The following is a 17,139-nucleotide window of genomic DNA, read 5'->3' on the forward strand; positions in this document are numbered from 1 at the left end:
TGCGATTTGGCAGGTCGCGTCACTTTTATTTTTTATATTTTGCGCGAATTATCTAGAATAACGAAAATCAGCGATATGGGATTTTCCTTCGTCATGAAGAATATCTATTATTGTCCCCGTAACCATTGAAACCTGAGCGGGGAGAAGACGTGACACGTAAGCGACCGACGGACTCGGGATTCCCGCGAGGTAAGGGGCCGAAAGGCAAGTCAGCGACGTCTGCTGCTCAGGCATCCGTGATTGCCAGGAAAGTCTCCAAGGGAATTCAAACCTGTGCGCGTTGGCTTGGCAGGGTTCTGCTTGCTGCGATTCGTGGATTTAACCATGCTGTGCGACGTGGCTTCCATACCGTCCGTGATTTTTTGGGATTGCGTGGGTCAAAGAATGCGGGCAGCTTAGGCAGGCCAAGCAGTTCGGTTGGCTCGGCTGGCAAAAACACTTCGTCCCGGCGGCGGAAGGCGTCGCAAAATGTTCGTAATCCTGACGTCGACAGTGAATTTGGCATTTCCGAGATATCGCAAGGTTTCATCGGTTCGGTGCTTGGATCCGAAACCGATGAAAGCTCCGCGCAAAAGAGTTACGCAAGAAAATCGACCAGAACAAACTCGAGGCCGGTGGCGAAATCCGTCTATCTGGTGCGTCGCATTGCCGTTTTGGTCGTGGCTTTGGTAGTGGTCATCGCCATTGTTTTCGGCTGCAGGGCGGCGATTTCGGCCATTGGTCATCGTCACGATTCCTCTGCTTATCAAGGTTCTTCCCAAGCTTCCCAGCAACGGGGTTCCCGGAAGTCCGGCAGCAAGAGCAAGCCCCCCAAGCCGAACCAGGCCGAAGTGAAGTTGCAAGAACCGCTGAGCGACCAGGCGCGTGCCACGATGCTTGCCAAGGCGCAGGCGACGGTGGCTGCAAGCGGCAAGCCGGCACACCAGTATTCCTACTGCGTCAGCACCAAGGGTGATGTGGGCGGATCGAAGGTACAGAGGGAATTCGAAAACAGCATTTTCCGCACGCTGAACGACCCGCGCGGTTGGCCGCGTGCCGGTGCGACTTTTACGTATAGCAGCGATTCCAGCAATTGCGATTTCGTCATTTATCTTTCGCAGCCATCTCTGATGACATCGTTCTCGGGCGATTGCTCCGACGAATACAGCTGCCGCGTGGGAGACAACGTCATCATCAACGAGGATCGCTGGAACGGTGCCACCACGCAGATGCTGAAGGCCGGAATGTCGCTTAGTCGCTACCGCATCATGGTCATCAACCACGAGGTCGGTCATCGTCTCGGCCACATCGACAACGAACCCTCCTGCCCCGCGCCCCAAGCCCCGGCGCCACTGATGCAGGAGCAGTCGATGAGCCTGCGCGGATGCATTCCCAACGAGTGGCCCACGGATTCCGAGCTCTGGATTCAATGAGCGGGCGGGTTGGCCGTTTCGCACCTACTCCTTCCGGTCGCATGCACATCGGCAACATCTACGCGATGCTGGCCGCGTGGCTTTCGGCGCATGCCGGGGATGGTTCTGAAAATGGTGCTCAAGGGCAACAAGGCAAAGTCCTGCTGCGCATCGAGGACGTTGACGGGCCGCGAGCAGTGAAGGACGCCGACAAATGGATCATGGACGATCTGCATTGGCTCGGGCTCGACTGGGACGGTGAACCGGTCTACCAGTCGCAGCGCACGGAGATCTACGAGGAAGCGTTGCGCTCGCTGAAATCGGTGGATTTGGGAGATGTCGTTTCGATGGATGTGGCTCATGCGGGTTCACAGAATTTTTCGACGTGCGATTTTGATGGTTCCGGTGATGTGTCGAATAGACGGGATCGCTTGCAAGGCAAGGTTGTGCAAGACGGTGCTGAATGTTCGTATTCTGGTAAAGATTCGGTTTTGGATGGTCCGTTGGCCTCTGGTGATTTCCCGTTGGTCTATCCGTGTTTCTGCTCGCGAGCCGATTTGCGCGCAGCATTGGCGCCGCAGGAGGGTGACCGGTTCTTGATTTATCCCGGGACGTGTCGGAATCTCTTGACCGAACATCCCGACGAAGTGTACTCGCGGCTTGAGGCCGGCAAGCGTCATTCGTGGCGTATAGCAGTGCCCGAAGAAGGCGCGCCTGAAAGCATCGTCACCTTTGATGACCGCATATTCGGCAGGCAACGTTTCGATTTGCCTCGTCGGGTCGGCGACACTGTGATTCGTCGTTCCGATGGCATCTTCTCCTACCAGCTGGCAGTAGTGGTTGACGACCTGTTGATGGGGGTCAATGACATCGTTCGCGGTCGCGATTTGCTGCGTTCCACGGCACTGCAGATTTGGATTCGCAGGGCGTTGGTTGCGTCCGGTTTCCCCGCAAAATACGGAATTGCTGTCAAGCATGATTCGAATGAAAGCAATAATTGTAATACTTTACAATTGGATAATACTCAATTTGTAGATAATCGTAACGCTTCAAAACCCAATGATTTCAAGACGTGTAAGGCTGGCTCGACGGCGGGATGCCCAGCCTATGCGCACCTCCCGCTGATCGATGACCCAACCGGCGTTCGCTTGGCCAAACGCAAGCGTTCGCTTGATATCGGCACTTTGCGGGCGGCTGGGGTCAAGCCAGAGCAAATTATAGGGTATTGTGCGTGGTTGCTTGGCATCCGCGCTCCGCAACGTGTCCACATGCCGGACGCTTCCGAACCGGTCGTCATGAGTGCCCGAGAGGCCTTGCAATGCTTCACTTGGCGTGATGTTCATGCGGACAAATCCGACCGTATTCTTGCGGCGAATTGGGCAAACGAATTTGACAGGCACAAAAGCGGAAGTGTAGCGTAAGAGCCAATAATTGAACACTATAAACCGATGAAGCGGGGAAGTAGACGGAAACGCGCGATGAGCGAGCCCGGGATGGTGAGAGCCGGGACGAGATGCGAACCGTTGAGTGGGCCGCTGAGGGCGCACCGATTGGCCGGATGATTTCGACTATGAGGCTGCGACGTAAAGCATACGTCAGTTGCTTCAGACGTGTTGGCGTCTGAAAGGGCACGGGAAACCGTGAACCAAGGTGGCACCGCGGGCTATTTGCTCGTCCTTGGCTGTAATTGACAGCTGGGACGGGCTTTTTTAGTCCCAAAATGAGGCGAAGGCCTTGAGGAGGTGCCCATGGTGACCATGAGTGCGGATGCTACAGTAGGCTCGGACGGCAATGCTGCCATTCGCGGCGCTGCGGACGAAAGCCGGTACTCGGGTATTACGCCGGCGCTTGACGAAGTTCGTGAACTTGCTAAATCCGGCAAATACCACCGTATCCCGGTGATGCGCGAACTGCTTGCCGACCGCCTGACCACCATCGAGGTCATGCGCCGGGTACGTGCCGCTTCCAATCACTGCTTCCTTCTGGAAAGTGCTGAAGCCGACCAGCGTATGGGACGCTACAGCTTCCTAGGATTCGCGCCGACGCTGGAACTGACCTGCAAGGCTGGAGACTTGACCATCAAGCGCGTCGCTCCCGCTGGATCGAACGCCGATGACGTTGTGGTCGAACACAAACACGTCGACCACCCGAGCAACGCCATACGCAAAGTGCTCGCCCAGTATTCCAGCCCGCGACTTGAAGGCTTTCCGCCCTTTGCCGGTGGCCTGGTCGGCTATTTCTCCTTTGGTTATTTTGCATACGCCGAGCCGACATTGCGGCAGGAAACCCGCGATCCGAAGGCGCTGCCCGATGTCGATCTGATGCTCTTCGACCAGCTCATTTCCTTCGATTCCTACCGCCAGCGTCTGCAGCTCATCGCCGGCGTCGACACCAGCGATGTGGACGCCTCCTACGAACGCGCGGTGGGCCAAATCGAGGAAATGCAGCAAATCTTGGATCACGGCAAGCGCTATGACTTCAAGCCGCTGGAACTTGACGGCGAGCTGGAACTGACGCTTAACCGCGAACAATATGGATCGATGATCAACAAGGCCAAGGAACACATCTACGCCGGCGACATCTTCCAGGTCGTGCTATCCAACCCCAGCGTCGCTTCGGCTTCCGGAAGCCTGTTCGACGCCTATCGCCTGATGCGCGCCGAAAACCCCAGCCCCTACATGGTCTTCATGTCCAGCGATGACATCGAAATCGCCGCCGCCTCGCCCGAGACGCTGGTACGGCTCGAAGACGGCAAGCTCCTGACGTATCCACTCGCCGGAACCCGCCCGCGCGGCGCGACGCCGGAAGAGGACAAGCTCATCGAACAGGACCTTCTGAGCGACGAAAAGGAACTGGCCGAACACAACATGCTCGTCGACCTCGGACGCAATGACATCGGCCGCGTTTCCAAGCTCGGCAGCGTCGAAGTCGAACGGCTGCACGATATCCTGCGATTCTCGCATGTCATGCATATTGGTTCCACGGTCGCCGGTCAGCTTGCCGACGACAAGGATGCGCTGGATGTCATCGATGCAGTACTGCCGGCCGGCACACTTTCCGGAGCGCCGAAAATCCGCGCCTGCCAGATTATTTCGGAACTTGAGGATTCCCCGCGCGACATCTACGGCGGAGCCATCGGCTACCTCGACTTCTCCGGCAACCTAGACACGTGCATCGGCATCCGCCTGGCCTTCAAACACAATGGCAAGGTCTGCGTGCAATCCGGCGCAGGCATCGTCGCCGATTCCAACCCCGACAAGGAATTCGAGGAATGCCGCAACAAGGCGCTCGCCGTCGTGGACGCCATCAATCAAGCGAACGGAGGCATCGCATGATTACCATCGTCGACAACTACGACAGTTTCTCCTACAACCTTTACCAGCTCATCGGCTCCATCGAACCGGACGTCAACGTGGTGCGCAACGACGACCTCGACGTCGCCGGTCTTGCGGCGCTTGGTTCCGATGGCATTGTGCTTTCGCCGGGGCCGGGCAAGCCCGCCGACGCAGGAATCTGCGAGGACGTGGTCCGCGAACTTTCCGGAACGCTGCCGATCTTGGGCGTCTGCCTCGGCCATCAAGCCATCTGCGAGGCGCTGGGCGGCAAGGTCGTTCCCGCCGCCGAACTCATGCACGGCAAGGCCTCACCGGTCGAACTTGACAACGATTGCCCCCTTTTCGCCGGGATGCCTGCGCGAATTCAGGCTGCGCGGTACCACTCGCTGGAAGCCGACAAAGCCACGCTGCCCTCTACGTTACGCGTCGTCGCCCACACTGCCGATTCCGACGAAATCATGGCCGTCCAACACGTCACCGATCCGATGTTCGGCGTCCAGTTCCACCCAGAAAGCATCCTGACGCCGCAGGGCAAGCAGATACTCAGGAATTTCATCGACGTGGTCGACCGATGGCGGGCGGGCAAGCGTCGGTGAGCGGCTGTTGAACCGATAAGCTAGATGTGCAGGTTCGGCAAGCGGAATATCAATGGTTCGCTCAGCGATATCGATAGTCATTAATCAATAAACCAATAAGTAAGTAAATCAATCACAAGGAAGTAATCAACATGATCAGTGAAGCAATCGTCAAAATCGTCAACAAGCACGACCTCACCTACGACGAGGCCTACCAGGCCATGAAGGAGATCATGGGCGGCAAATCGACGCCGACCCAGAACGCGGCCTTCCTTGCGGCGCTTTCCACCAAGTCGGCCGAGGCCGAGACCATCGACGAGATCGCGGGCTGCGCGGCGGCCATGCGCGAACTGGCCACCCCGGTGCCGCACCCTGGCATCGAAACCATCGACATCGTTGGCACCGGCGGCGACGGCGCGAACACCTTCAACATCTCCACCACCGCGGCGCTGATCTCCGCGGCGGCCGGAGCCCACGTGAGCAAGCACGGCAACCGCGCGGCCAGCTCGCAGTGCGGCACCGCCGATTGCCTCGAAGCTCTCGGCGCGAACATCTCGCTGTCGCCCGATGAAGCGCTCGACCTGCTCAAGGCCGACAACTTCACCTTCCTCTTCGCCCAGCGCTACCACACCGCGATGCGCTACGTCGGTCCGATCCGCAAGGAGCTCGGCTTCCGCACCGTCTTCAACATCCTCGGGCCGCTGACGAACCCCGCCCGCCCCGAGTACTTCCTGCTCGGCGTCTACGACGAATACCTTGTGGAGCCCATCGCCCACGTGCTCGAAAGCCTTGGCGTCAAGCGTGCGCTGGTCGTCTACGGCCGCGACAAGATGGACGAGGTCTCGCTTTCCGCCGAAACCGCCGCCTGCGAGCTGCGCGACGGTGAATATCATCCGATGACGCTGACGCCTGAGGAATTCGGCCTCACGCGTTGCACCAAGAAGGACCTGCTTGGCGGCACACCTTCGGAGAACGCAGCTATCACCCGCGCCATTCTGGGCGGCAAGGAGACCGGACCAAAGCTGGAAGCCGCGCTGTTCAACGCCGCCTGTGCGCTCTACGTTTCTGGGGTCGCCTCGTCGATTGGCGAGGGCGTGGAACTGGCCCGCGAGCAGATCGCCTCCGGTGCGGCGATGAAGACGCTTGAGGCGTTCGTCGCCGGTTCGCAGGCGTTTGCCAAGGCCGACGCAGATAAGTAAGTAAGGGGCTGAGGGTTCTTCGGGCAACTGTTGGCGTCCGATTTCTTGCATTGGGACGCTGAGAAGCAAGAAAACGGCCGCTGAGCGGTTGTCAGTGTCCTGTTTCTTGCATTTCGGGCGTCTTGTGCAAGAAATGGGTTGCTGGGGATTCATCAGTGTCCGGTTTTTAGCACAACTTATAGCGGATGCTAGAAAGTGGCCATTGATGGCGATTCGGTAGTGGCTCCGATGGATGTATGCCGTTGTTTCGTAAGTGTATGGACGTTGATATCAATGATAAGAAGGTGCAAAGGTAATGGCTGATTCCGAGAATATCCTGCAGCGCATCGCCGCGAAAACCCGCGAGCGTGTGGCCGAAGAGAAGGCGCAAACCCCGCAGGGCGTGGTGGAGGCGCAAGCCCGTGAAGTCGCCGCACAAAAGGTTGCGGCGGGGGAGACCGGCGACGCGGCGTTTCCGTTCGAGCGGGCGTTGAAGGCTCCGGGAATGAGCTTCATCTGCGAGCTCAAGCGTGCCTCGCCCAGCAAAGGCCTGATCGCGCCGGACTATCCCTACCTCAGCATCGCCCGCGACTACGAAAAGGCCGGGGCGGCGGCCATCAGCTGCCTGACCGAGCCGACGTGGTTCAAAGGTTCCGACGAGCATATGCGGCAGGTCGCGGCGGCGGTCAGCATTCCGGTGCTGCGCAAGGATTTCATCATCGACGAGTACATGATTTATCAAGCCCGGGCTTGTGGTGCTTCGGCCGTTCTGCTCATCTGCTCGATTCTTGACGACCGACAGATTGCCGATTACGTCGCGCTCGCGCACGAGCTCGGCATGAGCGCGCTGGTGGAAGCTTATCAGCCGGACGAGGTGCCGCGTGCTATGGCTGCCGGCGCCGGAATCATCGGTGTCAACAACCGTGACCTGCGCAATTTCGAGGTGGATTTCGAACGCAGCCTGCGTCTGCGCCCGACTGTCGGCCCGGACCGTGTCTTCGTTTCGGAGTCTGGCGTATACACCCGTGCCGATGTGGCGAGGCTCGAGGAAGCAAACGTGGACGCGGTGCTGATCGGAGAGACGCTGATGCGTGCGCCGGACAAGGCCGCGGCGCTCGCGGAACTTCGTGGCGGCCTGGTCAATAAGCCAACGTCTGCTGCGGAAAAGTAAGAGGCACAACGATGGATAATTCGACAGCATCGACTCGACCTGCGTTTGAGGAATTGCACGATATCGACGTACCGTTTGAAGACGACGCAAGTATTTGTAATGCGATTGAAGAGCGTGAGTCTTCTAATAAAGGCGATGTAAATGTTGATGCCGCGGACGCCTATAAGGTCAAGCTGTGTGGGCTGAAACGTGAGCAGGATATGGACGCTGCCCTCGCAACCGGTACCGATGCCGTTGGATTCATTATCGATTTCCCGAAATCGCACCGTTCAATCACCCCAGAGCGAGTGGCCGGACTGGTCAGGTACATGAAGGCTAAAGCCGACGAAACCGGGGTAAAGCCGCCGGCCGCGGTAGGAGTGTTCGTCGACCAACCGGCTGAACGCGTGGCCGCCGTCGCGCAGGACGCCGGCCTTGATGCGGTTCAGCTGCACGGCCACGAAGATGAGGATTATCTGGCCGAACTGCGCGAGCTGCTAACCCTGCCGATCATGCAGGCCTTCAAGGTGCGCGAGGCGATGGACGTCGCTCGGGCCCTGGAGTCGTCGGCCGACATGGTGCTGCTCGACGCGGGAGCGGGCGATGGCAAGACCTTCGACTGGTCACTCGTTCGTGATGTCAATCGTCCGTTCATGCTGGCCGGTGGCCTCACTCCGGACAATGTGGCCGAAGCCATCCTCACGACGCATCCGTTCGGCGTCGATATGAGCTCGGGCGTCGAAACCGACCGTCTCAAGGACCCAAGCAAAATGTTCGCCGCGGTTAAAGCCGTGCGAGACGTTTCGAAGAATGCGGAAGCCGGTGATCGATGGTAATGCGTAATTCGGCAACAAGGTTTACAGGATAGACGTTTCGATGCTTTAGCCGCCAAATCTGGCTACTATCAACGATATCAACAACGTAATCAATAAAAAACCAGCTGTATATATTAAGGAGCAAATCATGACCAATTCGCCCAATTCAAAAGGGCGCTTCGGCATCCACGGGGGCCAGTATATCCCGGAGACGCTGATGGGCGCCGTCAACGAGCTGGAGGAGGCCTACAACCATTACAAAAATGATCCGGACTTCCTCGCCGAGCTCGACGACCTCGAGAAGAAGTACGCCGGCCGTCCGTCGCTGCTGTATTACGCAGAGAACATGACCAAGGATCTCGGTGGTGCCAAGATCTATCTCAAGCGCGAAGACCTGAACCATACCGGCGCGCACAAGATCAACAACGTGCTCGGCCAGGCGCTGCTCGCCAAGCGCATGGGCAAGACCCGCCTAATCGCGGAAACCGGCGCAGGCCAGCACGGCGTGGCCACGGCCACCGTCGCGGCACTTTTCGGCATGGAATGCGTGGTCTACATGGGCCAGGTCGATATGGAACGTCAGGCGCTGAACGTTTACCGCATGCGGCTCTTGGGTGCGGAAGTGCGCGGCGTCACCAGCGGCACTGGCACCTTGAAAGACGCGGTTTCCGAGACCTTCCGCGAATGGACGCGCCGTATTTCCGACACCCACTATTGCCTCGGCTCGTGCATGGGCCCGCATCCCTTCCCGACGATGGTGCGTGATTTCCAATCCGTCATTTCCAAGGAGGCACGAGAGCAGATTCTCGAAGACGAAGGTAAGCTGCCCGCCGCGGTGATCGCGTGTGTTGGAGGCGGCTCCAATGCCATCGGCAGCTTCTACAACTTCATCGGCGATAAGGATGTCAAGCTCATCGGCTGCGAGGCAGCAGGGCGCGGCATCGACACCGACCGCACCGCCGCCACCATGAACACCGGCTCGCTCGGCATCTTCCATGGCATGAAGAGCTACTTCTGCCAGAACGAATACGGCCAGATCGCACCGGTCTATACGATTTCCGCCGGTCTCGATTACCCGGGCGTCGGCCCCGAGCATGCCGCGCTGAAGGATGCCGGACGTGCCCAATATGTCGCCATTACTGACGACGAGGCCGTCGACGCCTTCGAATATCTCAGCCGCACCGAGGGCATCATTCCGGCCATCGAAAGCGCACACGCTGTGGCCTACGCCATGAAACTCGCGCCGACGTTGCCAAAGGACCAAAGTATCATCGTCACCCTTTCCGGACGTGGCGACAAGGACGTGGCGGCCATCGCCCGCTACCGTGGGGAGGATCTTCATGACTGACAACAATGTTGACCAGAAGTATTTTGACGATGCGTATACTCGTGCCGCGGCCACCGAGGCGCGTTTGTTCGCCGATAACGACCACGACGCGCAGGGTCCGCAGGATTCGCAGCAGCAGCCGGTCGCGCCTCGCACTTCGCGTATTGCGCAGGCGTTCACGGCTCCTGACGGCAGCCGCCGCAAGGCCTTTATCCCGTTTGTCACAATCGGCGATCCCTCGATTGCCCTGACCGAGAAGCTGGTTCCGGCCATGATCGACGCCGGTGCCGACCTCATTGAACTGGGTGTTCCCTTCTCTGACCCGACGGCCGAAGGCCCGGTCATCCAGGAAGCGAGCAACCGCGCGCTTTCAGCCGGGACGACCACCGACGACGCTTTCGCACTGGTCGAGCGTTTGCGGGGCGAACACAAGATCGAGACGCCGATGGTCTTCATGACCTATTCCAACGTGCTCTATTCCTACGGTCTCGAACGTTTCGCACGCCGTGCAGCCGAAGTCGGGCTCGACGGCGTGATTCTGCCGGACGTTCCGCATGAGGAGAAACCCGAATTCGACGAACCGCTGGCAGCCGAAGGTCTTGATTTGGTCAGCCTCATCGCGCCGACCTCGCACGAGCGCATCCGCAGCATCGCCTCCGACGCCAAGGGCTTCATTTACTGCGTGAGCTCGCTTGGTGTCACCGGCGTTCGCAAGGAAATCACCAGCGATGTGGCCGGGATGGTGCGCGAGGTGCGTGCCGCCACCGACGTGCCCGCCGCCATCGGTTTCGGCATCTCCACTCCCGAGCAGGCCGCGAAAATGGCCGCCGATTCGGACGGTGCCATCGTCGGTTCGGCCATCGTGCGCATGGTCGGCAAGTACGGCGAGGATGCGGTCCCATATGTCACCGATTACGTCCGTTCGCTGGCTGAAGCAGTTCACGGGCTGAACTGACTTGCTTAGACGATAATTATTAGTAATTAGTAAGTAAGAAATCGCGGGTACATTCGTCATTGGACAGTGTACCCGCGATTTGCGTTATTCCAAAGTTCATCATTTACCGATATTGCTGCACGATGACATAGGCATGCATAATATGGAGGCGGATAATCGAGTGGGAAGCGGGGAATGATGACTGCTTATATGGATCACAAGGATCTCGCCAACGAGGTCATTGACGAGGCGCGAACGAAAGAAATCACGGACGCCGTGCATCGAGTGTTGGACGATATCGCCAAAGCCGAGGCCGCGTCAGGGCGTGAAACAGGATCAGTGAAGCTGCTCGCGGCCACTAAGACGCGTGATGTCGGCGAGATCATGGCCGCCATCGATGCCGGCGTTCGTATGATCGGCGAGAATCGTCCGCAGGAAATTTCGGCCAAGGCCGAAGGTTTGATTCGGCAGTGTGCGCAGCGCGGTTTCTCGTTGGGTGCTGCGGCGAACTCGCAGAATGCCAATGGTTCCAATGATTCTGCTGCATCTCAAACCGCTCCGGACGGCCACATTCCGTTCCACCTCATCGGCCAGCTGCAATCCAACAAAATCGGCAAGGTGCTGCCCTACGTCGATACCATCGAATCGGTCGGTTCGCTTGACGAAGCGCAGAAAATCGCGCGTCGCGCCGTCGCACGCCATATCGTTGTTGGGGTGCTGATGGAAGTCAACGAATCCGGCGAGGCCTCGAAGTCCGGTTGTGAACCTGACGAAGCTGTGGATCTTGCCTATCGGATTGCCGCCATGGAAGGCTTGCAATTGCAAGGTTTGATGACCATCGGTGCCCACGTCGACGACGAAAAGACGATACGCAACGGCTTCGCGCACCTGCGTGGCACCCGCGACACGATTTTGAAGTCCGGTGAGCCTGGAACGGCACAATGCCGCGAACTTTCGATGGGCATGACCCACGATATGGACTACGCCGTGGCTGAGGGCTCAACCATCGTGCGCGTCGGCACCGCGATTTTCGGCGAGCGTGCGTTTATCTGAAATACTGATTTTTCAACGTTCGGGGAAGACGATGAGAGAGCAAGTAAAAATGAGGGGAAACTCGGGCAGGAACAAGACCAAAGGCAAAGCCAACAATCGCGTCATCCGCGTCCGAGCGGTGGTCACCGGCTTGGTGCAAGGTGTCGGCTACCGGTATTTCGCGGTCAATGAGGCGCGTCGCTGCGGCGTGGCAGGTTGGGTACGCAACCGCCTCGACGGCTCGGTCGAAGTTGAGGCGCAAGGTGAGCAAAGTCTTGTCAGCGCGTTCGTCGAGCGGCTTGGCCATGGCCCGCAATGGGGACACGTCGACAAGGTAGAAACCAAGGAAATCCCGCTTTCCGACAACGAGAGCTTTGAATTCCGCGTCCGCCGCGACGCTATCTAAGATTACGCATTTTCCGGTTTATTTCGGCTTTTCGCGCACCTAAGACGGGGAAGTGGCGTAGGCTGAAGGCATGAGAATCGCACGCTATTCCTATAACGATGTTCCGCACTATGCCTTCGTGCAGACCGACAGCAACGACAAGAAGGATTATCTCGTCGAGCTTGACGGCTATCCCTTCGGCTCCCAGCCGGTGCAGCCTACCGGCGAGCGTCACTTGATTGACGAAGAGGGCATCCGTCTGCTCGCTCCGGTCATCCCGTCTAAGGTTTACGGCTTGGCCAAGAATTACGAGGCTCACGCCGAATATATGCACGCCAAAGGTCAGTCGGCCGCTGAGCATGCTCCGAGCGAGATGGTCATTTTCATGAAGCCATCCACCTCTGTCATCGGCCCCGACGATCCGATTGTCATTCCGGACTTTTCGAACGATATGAACTTCGAGCCGGAAGTGGCCGTGGTCATGGGACGCATCGCCAAGAATGTTTCGGTCGAGAAAGCCATGGATTACGTGCTCGGTTTCACCTGCGTCAACGACGTGACGCTGCGCGATCTGCAGGGCAATGACCCGATGTGGACGCGAGCCAAAGGTTTCGACACCTCCTGCCCGCTCGGTCCGTGGGTGGAGACTGATCTCGACTGGAAGGACGTGAAGATCTCCTTCACTTTGAACGGCGAGGACGTCCCTGCCGCTTCCGGCACCACCGCCGATCTGATTCATTCCATTCCCGAGCAGATCGCCGAGATTTCCAGCTTCGCGACGCTCTTGCCGGGCGACGTCATCATGACCGGCACTCCCAATGCCTCCGGCACGCTGAAGCCGCGCGACGAAGCCATCGTCAACATCGAGGGCATCGGCTCCCTGCGCAACGTGGTGGTCAAGGGCTGAGTCGCAAGTCGATAGTTCTAAAGCTATAAGAACGTAACAGGCCGGTTGACGGATTCAAAGCCGTTGGCCGGTTCGTTTTATTCGCTTGTGAATTGACATAAACACCGAACTAGACAATAACATCTAAAAGTTGAGTCGAAGAGACTCAAGTTTTGGGAATAGAACCCCTCCGTTTGTGGTTGTATTAAGCAGACAACGAAATATGCCTTGGAATTCCAGCGATTTTGCGAAGGAAACAGGGCGAACAAACGGAGGAAAACATGGAACAACAATTTACGACCATGGCGCAGGAAGCAATCGGTGACGCGATTCAGAGCGCGTCGGCGGCGGGCAATCCCCAGGTGGATACCCTGCACGTGATGGATGCGTTGCTGCGTCAGGAAAACAGTGTGGTCACGGGGCTGATTACGGCTGCCGGTGGAGATACGAAGGCTATTGGCGCCGCGGTGCGCAACGCGTTGGTCGCGCTGCCGAGCGCGAGCGGGTCCTCGACCTCGCAGCCGCAGGCGAGCCGTCAGCTCACCACCGCGTTGGCTGATGCCGAAAAGGAAATGAAGCAGATGGGTGACGAATACGTCTCCACCGAGCATCTGCTCATCGGCATTGCCGACGCCGAGCCCAATGAGGGCGCGACGATTCTCAAAAACAACGGCGTGACCGCTGCGGCGTTGCGCAAGGCCGTGCCGGGCGTGCGTGGGGGAGCGAAAGTGACCAGCCCGGATGCCGAAGGCAGCTACAAGGCGTTGGAGAAATATTCCACCGACCTGACTGCTCAGGCGAAGGAGGGGAAGCTCGACCCGGTGATCGGCCGTGACCAGGAGATCCGCCGAGTCATGCAGATTCTTTCCCGTCGTACCAAGAACAACCCGGTGCTGATCGGCGAGCCCGGCGTTGGCAAGACCGCCGTCGTCGAAGGATTGGCGGAGCGTATCGTCGCGGGCGACGTGCCCACAACCTTGCAGAACAAGAAGCTCATCAGCCTTGACTTGGGGTCGATGGTGGCCGGTTCGAAGTATCGTGGCGAGTTCGAGGAACGCCTCAAGGCAGTCCTCAACGAGATCAAGAGCGCGAACGGCGAGATCATTACCTTCATCGACGAGATTCATACCATCGTCGGTGCTGGTGCGGCCGAGGGCTCGATGGACGCGGGAAATATGCTCAAGCCCATGCTGGCTCGCGGCGAACTGCGTCTGATCGGCGCGACCACGCTCGACGAATACCGCGAGAACATCGAGAAGGACCCGGCGCTGGAACGTCGTTTCCAGCAGGTCTTCGTCGGCGAGCCGAGCGTTGAGGACACCATTGCGATTTTGCGTGGACTCAAGCAGCGTTACGAGGCTCACCACAAGGTGACCATCGGCGATGATGCGCTGGTGGCCGCGGCGACGCTTTCGAACCGTTACATTTCTGGCCGTCAGCTGCCCGACAAGGCCATCGACTTGGTCGACGAGGCGGCGGCGCACCTGCGCATGGAGCTCGATTCGCAGCCTGAGGAGATCGATGAGCTGCAGCGCCGTGAGACGCGTCTCGAGATGGAGGAGATGCAGCTGAAGAAGGCCGAGGATCCTGCCAGCAAGGACCGCTTGAAGAAGCTGCAGAGCGATTTGGCGGACACCCGCGAGAAGCTTTCGGGTCTAAAGACCCGTTGGGACGCCGAAAAGGCCGGCCACAACAAGGTCGGCGACCTGCGTGCCCAGCTCGACGCCAAGAAAGTGCAGGCCGACAAGTACACCCGCGAGGGCGATTTGGAGAAGGCCAGCAAGATTCTTTACGGCGAGGTTCCAGCGATTCAGAAGCAGTTGGATCTGGCGGAACAGGCCGCGGACGAGGAGAATTCGGACGGTCAGGAGACCGAGCCGATGGTTCCCGACCATGTCGACGCCGATTCGGTGGCCGGCATTGTCTCCGAATGGACCGGTATTCCTGTCGGCCGCCTGATGCAAGGCGAAAACGAGAAGCTGCTGAATATGGAGAAGTTCCTCGGTAAGCGCGTCATCGGCCAGAAAGAAGCCATTCAAGCGGTTTCGGATGCGGTGCGGCGCTCCCGTGCCGGCATCTCCGACCCGAACCGTCCGACAGGCTCGTTCCTCTTCCTGGGTCCGACCGGCGTCGGCAAGACGGAGCTCGCCAAGGCATTGGCGGACTTCCTCTTCGACGACGAGAAGGCCATGGTGCGTATCGACATGAGCGAGTACATGGACAAGGGATCTGTGACTCGCCTGATTGGTGCAGCGCCCGGCTACGTCGGTTACGAAGAGGGCGGGCAGCTCACCGAGGCTGTGCGGCGTCGTCCTTACTCCGTCGTGCTGTTTGACGAGGTAGAGAAGGCGAATCCTGAGGTCTTCGATATCCTCCTGCAGGTACTTGATGATGGCCGTTTGACCGACGGTCAGGGCCGGACCGTGGACTTCAAGAACACGATTCTGATCATGACTTCGAACCTCGGTTCGCAGTTCCTGGTGCAGCCCGATCTGGATGATGAGGCGAAGAAGAACGCGGTGATGGATGCAGTCCATGCGCAATTCAAGCCGGAATTCATCAATCGTCTCGACGAAATAGTCATCTTCCATCCGCTCACCCGCGAGGAGCTGGGCCAGATTGTCGACATTCAGGTGCAGCAGGTTGCCTCTCGCCTGACTGACCGCCGCATCACGCTCGACGTCACCAAGGCCGCGAAGGAATGGCTCGCCAACGCCGGTTACGACCCGGCTTACGGCGCTCGTCCGTTGCGTCGCTTGGTGCAGACCGAGGTCGGCGACCAGATGGCCAAGATGCTGTTGAGTGGCAAGGTCCACGACGGCGACACCGTTCTGGTCGACCAGACCGGCGGCGATCACCTCGAGCTGAGCACGATGCCCGAGGATCCACTTGCCGAGGATCACGAAGACAAGTGATTTGACGGTGTGAAACTGGTTGCGGAACGCAAGTAAGTGAAAGCGTTCCGCAACGGTCTCAATAATCGATAGACAATAATCGTCTGGTATAAGAGCCGGGCTGTCGCAGCAATGCGATGGTCCGGCTCTTCTATTATTTTCGTAGGGTTATGACGAAACGTTTCCGGTCTGTTTTTCTCAATTGATATTGTTGTGTTGCGCTTTTCTGCGTCCATTAATAATAAGGATGAGCGCGAGAATCGCGAGGATGAACCCGGCGATGACCAATACGCCAACCCCGCCGAACAGCGCAAAGGTCAGGCGTGGCTGTGGGCCGAAGACCAGCAACAGTGCGAACGCCCAGACCGCGATGATGATGACGGTGATGACGAAAATGCGGGTGAAATGTGTGAGTTTTCTGATGCCGGCGATGAGCGTATCGAAAGCGCGGTCGGCGATGGATCGGGTAGTGGCGTTTGCGTTGATGCCCGAGCCTTGAGATGATGAAGGTGAGCCCTCATTAGACGTACGGACTTTCGCCGCTTCCGGCGCTGCCTGTGATGCCGCTATCAGATTTTGCGATTTTTCGACATCGCGGAGAATCAACAGTTGAACCAGTTCAATGGCTAAGGCCAAGGCGATGATGACATTGACCCCGCTGAAGTAGGAACGCCGTGAGCCTTCCGGGAATTGGTTTCCGGCCACGCAAATAGCAAGACTATAAATAAAGGCTCCTGTGGCTCCCAACGAAATCAACGAATTGACATCGGGGTTGCGACGCCTTAGCGCGTGCCAGCCTTCGCGGTGAATCGGAGCGCCGCACCAGAACATTGTCGGTGTGGTCAAAATGGCTTGCAGCCAGGGATTGACCAGCCAGGTGGACGCAACGGAAGTGCTGAAACGGCTCAGCAGCGAAGGAATGAAAACGACTGCGGTGAGCACAATGGCGAGAATCAACATCCGGGAAATGCGCGAAATCTGGGTTTTGGTCTCTCCGGTTTCTACCGTGGCCTGTCCGGTTTGCTTGTCGGCTGCGTTTCCGTCGTCGGTTGCGTTTATTGCCGGTGCCGAGCGGTCAGCAGACGAAGGGTTGGGATTTCGCAGCCCGTGCAGTGCTATTTCGACCGACGATTGTGCTGACGTGGGGGAACGGAAATAGAGGATGATGAGCCATGTTGCCAACGCGGCCGCCACCACTGCCAAACCGCCCATGAATAAGTCGAATCCCACGGTTCCT

Annotated in this window: 14 protein-coding genes; 13 read left to right on the forward strand and 1 reads right to left on the reverse strand. The window is 58.4% G+C overall.

All coding sequences use genetic code 11. The annotated features are described in order from the left end of the window. Positions 1-149 precede the first annotated feature (149 nt). The 13 genes from OZX70_RS01125 (at position 150) to clpB (ending at position 15,923) form a co-directional block, all read left to right on the forward strand. Positions 150-1,412: a DUF3152 domain-containing protein gene (locus OZX70_RS01125; protein WP_277181317.1), complete on the forward strand. Its 1,263-nt coding sequence runs from the start codon at positions 150-152 to the stop codon at positions 1,410-1,412. Further along, on the forward strand, positions 1,409-2,812 hold the full coding sequence (locus OZX70_RS01130; protein WP_277181319.1) for a glutamyl-Q tRNA(Asp) synthetase: 1,404 nt from the start codon (positions 1,409-1,411) through the stop codon (positions 2,810-2,812). Before OZX70_RS01125 ends, OZX70_RS01130 begins: the two co-directional genes overlap by 4 nt. A gap of 327 nt (positions 2,813-3,139) precedes the next feature. Continuing rightward, positions 3,140-4,726, forward strand: coding sequence for an anthranilate synthase component I family protein (locus OZX70_RS01135; RefSeq protein WP_277181321.1), 1,587 nt, complete (start codon positions 3,140-3,142; stop codon positions 4,724-4,726). After that, positions 4,723-5,322, forward strand: a complete 600-nt coding sequence (locus tag OZX70_RS01140) for an aminodeoxychorismate/anthranilate synthase component II (protein WP_277181323.1) — start codon at positions 4,723-4,725, stop codon at positions 5,320-5,322. The genes OZX70_RS01135 and OZX70_RS01140 overlap by 4 nt, the downstream gene beginning before the upstream one ends. A 131-nt stretch (positions 5,323-5,453) precedes the next feature. Beyond that, positions 5,454-6,500: an anthranilate phosphoribosyltransferase gene (trpD, locus tag OZX70_RS01145; protein ID WP_277181325.1), complete on the forward strand. Its 1,047-nt coding sequence runs from the start codon at positions 5,454-5,456 to the stop codon at positions 6,498-6,500. Positions 6,501-6,795: 295 nt separating this feature from the next. After that, on the forward strand, positions 6,796-7,650 hold the full coding sequence (gene trpC / locus OZX70_RS01150) for an indole-3-glycerol phosphate synthase TrpC (protein WP_277181328.1): 855 nt from the start codon (positions 6,796-6,798) through the stop codon (positions 7,648-7,650). Between the two features lie 11 nt (positions 7,651-7,661). Then, complete coding sequence (locus OZX70_RS01155) at positions 7,662-8,465, forward strand: phosphoribosylanthranilate isomerase (RefSeq protein WP_277181330.1); 804 nt, start codon at positions 7,662-7,664, stop codon at positions 8,463-8,465. Positions 8,466-8,592: 127 nt separating this feature from the next. Beyond that, positions 8,593-9,792 (forward strand): tryptophan synthase subunit beta, encoded by a 1,200-nt coding sequence (gene trpB, locus OZX70_RS01160; protein ID WP_277181333.1) that lies wholly within the window; start codon positions 8,593-8,595, stop codon positions 9,790-9,792. Continuing rightward, positions 9,785-10,726, forward strand: a complete 942-nt coding sequence (trpA, locus tag OZX70_RS01165) for a tryptophan synthase subunit alpha (protein WP_277181335.1) — start codon at positions 9,785-9,787, stop codon at positions 10,724-10,726. The genes trpB and trpA overlap by 8 nt, the downstream gene beginning before the upstream one ends. 177 nt (positions 10,727-10,903) lie before the next feature. Then, positions 10,904-11,758, forward strand: a complete 855-nt coding sequence (locus OZX70_RS01170) for a YggS family pyridoxal phosphate-dependent enzyme (RefSeq protein WP_277182057.1) — start codon at positions 10,904-10,906, stop codon at positions 11,756-11,758. A 49-nt stretch (positions 11,759-11,807) separates the two neighbouring features. After that, positions 11,808-12,143 carry an acylphosphatase gene (locus OZX70_RS01175; protein WP_277182058.1) on the forward strand — a complete coding sequence of 112 codons (336 nt, stop codon included), beginning with the start codon at positions 11,808-11,810 and terminating at the stop codon, positions 12,141-12,143. A gap of 70 nt (positions 12,144-12,213) precedes the next feature. Further along, positions 12,214-13,029, forward strand: coding sequence for a fumarylacetoacetate hydrolase family protein (locus OZX70_RS01180; RefSeq protein WP_277181336.1), 816 nt, complete (start codon positions 12,214-12,216; stop codon positions 13,027-13,029). A gap of 260 nt (positions 13,030-13,289) precedes the next feature. Next, positions 13,290-15,923 (forward strand): ATP-dependent chaperone ClpB, encoded by a 2,634-nt coding sequence (gene clpB, locus OZX70_RS01185; protein WP_277181338.1) that lies wholly within the window; start codon positions 13,290-13,292, stop codon positions 15,921-15,923. Between the two features lie 177 nt (positions 15,924-16,100). On the opposite strand, the gene OZX70_RS01190 is transcribed toward clpB, so the two are convergent. Beyond that, positions 16,101-17,132 (reverse strand): hypothetical protein, encoded by a 1,032-nt coding sequence (locus tag OZX70_RS01190; protein ID WP_277181340.1) that lies wholly within the window; start codon positions 17,130-17,132, stop codon positions 16,101-16,103. Positions 17,133-17,139: the final 7 nt, after the last annotated feature.

This window comes from Bifidobacterium sp. ESL0732, assembly GCF_029395535.1.
GTDB lineage: Bacteria > Actinomycetota > Actinomycetes > Actinomycetales > Bifidobacteriaceae > Bifidobacterium.